The sequence below is a fragment of the Caballeronia sp. M23-90 genome (assembly GCF_053574605.1).
This window is the reverse complement of record NZ_JBSIPA010000381.1, coordinates 1-6,489: the sequence shown is the minus strand read 5'-3', so window position 1 is coordinate 6,489 and position 6,489 is coordinate 1. Positions and strand designations below refer to the sequence as shown.

At 61.0% G+C, this 6,489-nt stretch carries 7 protein-coding genes; 6 read left to right on the top strand and 1 reads right to left on the bottom strand.

Features of this window, described 5'->3' with window-relative positions:
- The 5 genes from ACRXB1_RS27485 to ACRXB1_RS27465 form a co-directional block, all read left to right on the top strand.
- Positions 1-819: response regulator (locus ACRXB1_RS27485; protein ID WP_449493818.1), on the top strand; the 819-nt coding region annotated here is incomplete at its 5' end.
- 9 nt (positions 820-828) lie between these two features.
- A complete protein-coding gene (locus ACRXB1_RS27480) occupies positions 829-1,671 on the top strand; it encodes a CheR family methyltransferase (RefSeq protein ID WP_062003455.1) in 843 nt (280 codons plus the stop codon).
- 3 nt (positions 1,672-1,674) lie between these two features.
- A complete protein-coding gene (locus ACRXB1_RS27475) occupies positions 1,675-2,283 on the top strand; it encodes a chemotaxis protein CheB (RefSeq protein WP_062171709.1) in 609 nt (202 codons plus the stop codon).
- A 43-nt stretch (positions 2,284-2,326) separates the two neighbouring features.
- Positions 2,327-3,484: a hybrid sensor histidine kinase/response regulator gene (locus ACRXB1_RS27470; protein ID WP_062171706.1), complete on the top strand. Its 1,158-nt coding sequence runs from the start codon at positions 2,327-2,329 to the stop codon at positions 3,482-3,484.
- 136 nt (positions 3,485-3,620) lie between these two features.
- The gene (locus tag ACRXB1_RS27465; protein ID WP_062171697.1) at positions 3,621-3,917 is read left to right on the top strand and encodes an acylphosphatase; all 297 of its coding nucleotides are present in this window, start codon (positions 3,621-3,623) and stop codon (positions 3,915-3,917) included.
- A gap of 158 nt (positions 3,918-4,075) precedes the next feature.
- Here ACRXB1_RS27465 and egtD read toward each other — a convergent pair whose 3' ends face one another.
- Positions 4,076-5,065, bottom strand: coding sequence for an L-histidine N(alpha)-methyltransferase (gene egtD / locus ACRXB1_RS27460; RefSeq protein ID WP_174363082.1), 990 nt, complete (start codon positions 5,063-5,065; stop codon positions 4,076-4,078).
- A 503-nt stretch (positions 5,066-5,568) separates the two neighbouring features.
- Between egtD and ACRXB1_RS27455 the strand changes: the two genes are divergently transcribed.
- Positions 5,569-6,489 (top strand): PAS domain-containing protein (locus tag ACRXB1_RS27455; RefSeq protein WP_449493817.1); only part of this gene is annotated, 921 nt, incomplete at its 3' end.

Genomic DNA, 6,489 nt, shown 5'->3' with positions numbered 1-6,489 from the left:
GCACAGGGCACGCGGCGCGTGCTCGTGGTCGAGGACGATCCCGCGCTGCGCCAGAGCATCCACGCACTGCTGCAAAGCACGACCGTGGAGATCGTCGAAGCGGGAACGATTGCCGAAGCCATGGACGAGATCAATCGCGGCACGTTTGATTGCATCGTGATGGATCTGGCGCTGCCCGATGGCTCCGGCTACGACTTGCTGGAACGGGTATCGACGTCGCAGGAACATGCATCGCCGCCGGTGATCGTGTACACGGGGCGCGTGTTGTCGCCCGACGAAGAGCAGCGTCTGCGCCGCTATTCCAAGTCGATCATCATCAAGGGCGCGAAGTCGCCGGAACGCCTGGTCGATGAAGTCACGCTGTTCCTGCACAGCGTGGAAAGCGCATTGCCGCCCGAGCAGCAGCGCATGCTGCGCGCAGCGCGCCAGCGCGACGACGTGTTCGAAGGCCGCACGATCCTTCTCGCCGAAGACGATGTCCGCAATATCTTCGCGTTGTCGCACGTGATCGAGCCGCTCGGCGCCAAGCTTGAAATTGCGCGCAATGGCCGCGAGGCGCTGGACGCGCTGGCGCGTCATCCGGATATCGATCTGGTGCTGATGGACATCATGATGCCGGAGATGGACGGCTTCACCGCCATGACCGAGATCCGCAAGGACCCGGAACACGCGCGCCTGCCGATCATCGCGCTGACGGCGAAGGCGATGGCGAGCGACCGCCAGAAGTGCCTGGAAGCCGGCGCGGACGATTACATTTCGAAGCCCATCGACGTTGACAAGCTGGTCTCGCTATGTCGCGTCTGGCTGCGGCAACGGTAGAGGGTCGCCATGCCAAATCGAACTTCGAAAGATCCGGACGAAGCCATCTTCGACATCGAGTTGAAGCTGCTGCTCGAAGCCGTCTATTTAAAGTACCAGCATGACTTCCGGCATTACTCCGTGAGTTCGTTGCGGCGGCGGCTGGGGCAGGCGTTGATCGATCTGGGCTATCCGACGCTCTCGCAATTGCAGGAGCGCATTCTTCGCGATGCCACCCTGTTCTCGCGCCTGTTCCAGTACCTCACGGTACAAGTCAGCGAAATGTTTCGCGACCCGACGTATTTCCGCGCCATTCGCGAACAGGTCGTGCCGATCCTGCAGACGTATCCATCGATCAAGGTCTGGGTTGCGGGTTGCAGCACCGGCGAGGAACTCTGGTCGCTCGCGATCCTGTTCGCAGAAGAAAACATCGCGGACCGTACGGTTTTGTACGCTACCGATATCAACGCCGGCGCGCTCCGGCAGGCCGAAAGTGGCATCTATCCGCTGGATCGGCTGGCGAGTTTCAGCCAGAATTACCTGGCGGCTGGCGGCAAGCGTTCGCTTTCGGACTACTACCATGCGGCTTACGGCGCGGCGAAGTTTTCGCAGACGCTCAAGTCGCGTGTGGTTTTCGCCGATCACAGCCTTGCCACCGACAGCGTGTTCCTGGAAGCGCATCTGGTGTCATGCCGCAACGTGCTGATCTATTTCGATCGCGCGTTGCAGGATCGCGCGCTGGGTCTCTTCAGCGATTCGCTCGTGCGGCGGGGGTTTTTAGGCTTGGGCAGCAAGGAAAGCATCCGCTTTTCGAAACACGCGGACAGCTTTGCCGACTTCGATGCGCGCGAGCGCCTGTATCAAAAGGTTTAAACGATGAAAGCGCTGGAAGAATCGTTCAGCCCGCTGGCCGGGATCGACGCCATTGTCATAGGTGCGTCTGCCGGCGGCGTGGAGGCGTTGAATCAGTTACTGCCCGCATTGCCGGCGGGGTTTCGCCCCGCAGTGCTGGTCGTGGTTCATGTGCGCGCCGACTCGCCGAGCCTGTTGCCCGAGCTGTTTGCCGCGCGTTGCCGCTTGCCGGTGGTGGAACCCGACGATAAAGCCACCATCACCGGCGGCACGATTTATCTCGCGCCGCCGGGTTATCACATGCTGGTCGAGCCCGATGGCACGATCTCGTTATCGGTCGATCCGCCGGTGCGGTTTTCGCGGCCATCGGTGGATGTGCTGTTCGAATCGGCGGCGCTCTGTTTTGGCGATGCATTGCTTGGCATTGTGTTGTCGGGCGCGAACGACGATGGCGCGCGCGGCCTCGCGGCGATCAGGAACGCCGGCGGCCGCTGCTGGGTGCAGGACCCGCAGACTGCGTCGTCCACCGCAATGCCGCTGGGCGCGATTGCGCGCGGCGGAGTACATGATGTTCTTACAATCGACGCGATGGCCGCACGCTTGCGCGGCATCGGACAAGGATCTGCGACGTGACCCAGGTTGACTTGGAGCTGACACCCTTAATGGAACTCCGCTAATGGAACTCAACAGGCAACCGATTTACGTTCTGATCGTTGACGATGTGCAGAACAACATCACCGCGCTCGAAGCCTCGCTCGCGCGGCCCGACATTTCCGTGCTGGCCGCCGGATCGGGTCCCGCCGCGCTCGAATTGCTGCTCAAGCATGAAGTCGCGCTCGCCATTCTCGATGTCAACATGCCCGGCATGGACGGTTTCGAGCTCGCGGAACTGATGCGCGGCAGTCCGCGCACGGCGCACGTGCCGATCATCTTCCTGACCGCGACCGCACAGGACACCGGGCGCACGTTCCGTGGCTACGAAGCCGGCGCGGTTGACTTCCTCTACAAGCCGTACGATTCGCGCATTCTCAACTCGAAGGTGGATGTGTTCATCCAGATCGAGAAGCAGAAGCAGCAACTGGCCACGCAGCTTGCAACCGTCCAGCATCTCCTCGATGCCAACGAAATGCTCATGGCCGTGCTCGGCCACGACCTGCGCACGCCGTTGTCGGCGGTGATTGCATCGGCGGAATATCTGGCGCGTTTCGTCCCCGATGAAAACGTCGCGAATATCGGCACGCGTATCAAGAGCAGCGGCATGCGGATGGTGCGCATGGTCGATCAGCTGCTCAACCTCGCACGGCTGCGCGGCGGACGCGTGACGCTGCAGCCGCGGGCAGTGGAATTGCTGACGCTGGCGAAGAATATCGTCGAGGAATACGAAGCGCGCGTGGGCAAGGGGCGCATCTTCATTTTCCGCGACGGCGATACGTTGCTGCAGGGCGATGGCGATTTGTTGTCGCAGGTGTTTTCGAACTTGATCGGCAATGCGTTGACGCATGGACGCGAGAGTTCGCCAATCCACGTGCGCCTAAACGGTGAGACCGCAGACGAAGTGACGATCACGGTGCAGAACGCCGGCGAGATTCCCGTGGATGTCCTGCCGACGATTTTCGCGCCGTACCGGTCGGGCAGGCCGCAGCAGGAAACGGGTGGTCTGGGGCTCGGGCTGTACATCACGCGCGAGATTGCGCAGATGCATGGCGGCCGTGTGGAAGTGCGCTCCGATGCCGAGAATGGCACGGTGTTCGAAGTCACCGTGCCGCGCGAAGCGGTGGCGCGGCGCGCGAGCAGCAATTCCGGAGAGACCGCGCAGCCGTTCCGGCTTGGCTGATTGGGGACGATGACGCGGACGCGTGCGCTGTCCGTTTTGCCGGTCTTGTCTAGAATGCTCCCTGATGGGCGTGAGCCGGTTCATGGCCGCCCGAAAGTTTATGCCTTGGTTGGCGCAATAATCAGGAGAAGCGAACATGCCGAGTCCGGATCTCGATACTCGAATAGAAACGTATTACGTGCGTGTGCGGGGCGCGGTGCAGGGCGTCGGTTTCCGTCACGCGACATTGCGGCGCGCGCATTCGCTGGGCGTCCGCGGGTGGGTGGCGAATCTCGAGGATGGGTCTGTTGAAGCGATGATTCAGGGGCCCGCAAATCAGGTCGATCTAATGCTCGAATGGTTGCGGCGCGGACCGCCGCATGCGCGGGTTACGGACCTGACCAGCGAGGAGCGGTATATCGAAAAGCGGTTCGAGCGGTTCGAGCAGCACTAGGTTCAAGCGCTTGTCGGCGGGCGGATACCGATAACGTCATCGGCCGTCGGCCCCGGTCCTTCACATGCGCATTGACGAAACCCGCAGCACCCAACTGATTCAGTCGGAGGAGTGCGCGGGTTCTGAATAACGCCACACGCGGGAAAGGCGATCAATGCTCACCCCGCGACCAGCAAACTCTCTGCAAAGCCCCATTCATCATCCGTCCATTGCCTTGCGCAACGGAAACCCGCGTCCGATGCCAGCGGCCCCACTTCATCCGCGCTGTACTTGTGGCTGCTCTCGGTCCAGATCGTTTCGCCTTCGCGAAACTCCACGGTCAGATCAGCAGCGCGAATCGTCGCCTTGACCGGGCGCGTTGCGCGCAAATGCATTTCGATGCTGCGTGCATCGGGATTGAAGCGCGCGAGATGTTTGAACGCATCCAGGGGAATATCGGCGTCCAGTTCGCGGTTGATCCGCGCAAGCAGATTCAGATTGAACGCGGCCGTTACACCAATTGGATCGTCATAAGCGGCGATCAGCGTATCCAGCGGCTTGAGCAGATCCATGCCAAGCAACAACGCATCGCCGGGTTTGAGCATGCCACGTATCGATTTCAGAAAACGCGTCGCGGCAAGCCGCGAAAAATTGCCGATCGTGCTGCCCAGGAATAGCACGAGCAATACTTCGCCTTCGCGCCGGTTGGCACTGACTTCGGCGAGTCCGGCAAGGTAATCGCGCTCATATCCAACTATCGAAACACGCTCGATATCCCCAAGTTCACGCTTGCACAATTGCAACGCGGCAGGCGAAATTTCAATCGGACAGTATTCGGTGGCGCCGGTGGGGCGCTTCTTCGATAACGCTTCCAGGATGCGTCGCGTCTTGCGTCCGCTGCCGCTGCCAAGCTCGGCAACGGTTACGTTGCGCGGCAATTCGGCGACGATATCCGCCGAATGCGCCAACAGCACGCGCTCCTCGGCGCGCGTTACGCCGTATTCGGGCAACGCGGTGATGACCTCGAAAAGCGCGGAGCCGACTTCGTCATACAGATACATCGACGGCAATTCTTTCTGCGGCGAATGTGTGAGGCCGTCATGAACGGCGGCGGCGAACGCGGAGGGAAAACGCGATTGATGAGCGGCGTTATTCGTGGCCAAAGGCATGGGGTGTCTCCAGATGTCGCGCCCGGTGGACGCGGCCAGTTGTGCATGACGGGCAACCTACGAATACACCGGTCATGAATTCGAGCCCTGCGGTGCGGTGCCTCGCAGGGCGCAACAGAGCCAGCAAGAAGCGCGCTTGCCAACGCATATTGGAACGTATTGTTTGAAGTCGTGCTGAGATGGCGCGCGTGAGTCAATCGCCATCAGGGAAACGCTTGAGATCCTAAAGTTCGAACTTGCCGGCAGCACGGTCATGGCAGGGCCTCTCTTTACTAAAAAATCGCGCAAGAACTACAGGCCATCGTGACGCTTTTTACACGCCGCATGTGAAATGCAGACGACTGCCTTGCAGTGGAGCGTCCACTGCACAACCTTCAACACGTAAAGCGCTGATGATTTGCCGACTGGCGCGTTGCTTGCTTGCAACTGCCGATCACGTCCAGCGCATCCATTCGTCTTGCTTCGCGCTGTCATCGCTGTTTCCCCTCGCCTGTGCCCGATTCATGACCGACCCCGTTAGCCCTGATTCCGCGATCGCACGTCTTGACGATACGGGTGCGCACTGCTTCCCGACGCCCGAACCAGTTGCACGCGCCGACGTTCCGTTTGGTTTTCCTCTCGGTCCTCAACCGGCGGAGCCTGAACTCGGTGCGACGACCGCCCCGGCCCTTGACGCCGCCCCAAATTCCGACCGTTTTTTCCTGAGCGTCCTGAACGGCAGCACTGATTGCATCAAGATCATGAAACCCGACGGCACGCTCGAGTTCATGAACGCGAACGGCATCTGCCTGATGGAAATCGATGACTTCGCGCCTTTCAAGGGCAAGTCGTGGGTATCCTTGTGGCCGGCAGAATCGCGCGTGTTGCTAAGCGATGCCATCAGTAACGCGCTGCAGGGCCGGCATTCCCGCTTCGAAGCGCTTTGTCCGACGGCCAAAGGCACGCCGAAGTACTGGGAGGTGACGGTTTCGCCCGTCAACGGGCCGACGGGCGTGGAATGGCTTGTATCGATTTCCCGCGATATCACTGCGCGCGTGCTCAACCTGCGTTCGCTCGACACGGCGCTGCAGGAGCAAAAACGTCTCAGCGAAGCGCTTGAGCTGCACAAAGAGACGCTGGAACAGCGTATCGATGAAGCCACCGCCGCGCTGCGCGTAAGCGAATTCGATCGCCGCGAGACCGCTGCGGTGCTCGCCCAGTCGCAGAAAATGGACGCAGTCGGCAAGCTGACCGGCGGCGTGGCGCACGATTTCAACAACGTGCTGCAAGTCATTGGCGGCAATCTGCAGCTTGCTGCGCAGGACGCCGAGGGTCACGAGTCCTTGACGCGGCGGCTTGCTGCCGCACACGAAGCGGTCGAACGCGGCGCGAAACTCGCTTCGCAACTGCTGGCGTACGCGCGGCGCCAGCCGCTCGAACCGGTA

What these genes read in the sequence shown, in the direction of transcription:
- ACRXB1_RS27480 (WP_062003455.1), top strand. Translation starts at nt 829, where the DNA reads ATGCCAAATCGAACTTCGAAAGATCCGGACGAAGCCATCTTCGACATC.
- ACRXB1_RS27475 (WP_062171709.1), top strand. Translation starts at nt 1,675, where the DNA reads ATGAAAGCGCTGGAAGAATCGTTCAGCCCGCTGGCCGGGATCGACGCC.
- ACRXB1_RS27470 (WP_062171706.1), top strand. Translation starts at nt 2,327, where the DNA reads ATGGAACTCAACAGGCAACCGATTTACGTTCTGATCGTTGACGATGTG.
- ACRXB1_RS27465 (WP_062171697.1), top strand. Translation starts at nt 3,621, where the DNA reads ATGCCGAGTCCGGATCTCGATACTCGAATAGAAACGTATTACGTGCGT.
- egtD (WP_174363082.1), bottom strand. Translation starts at nt 5,065, where the DNA reads ATGCCTTTGGCCACGAATAACGCCGCTCATCAATCGCGTTTTCCCTCC.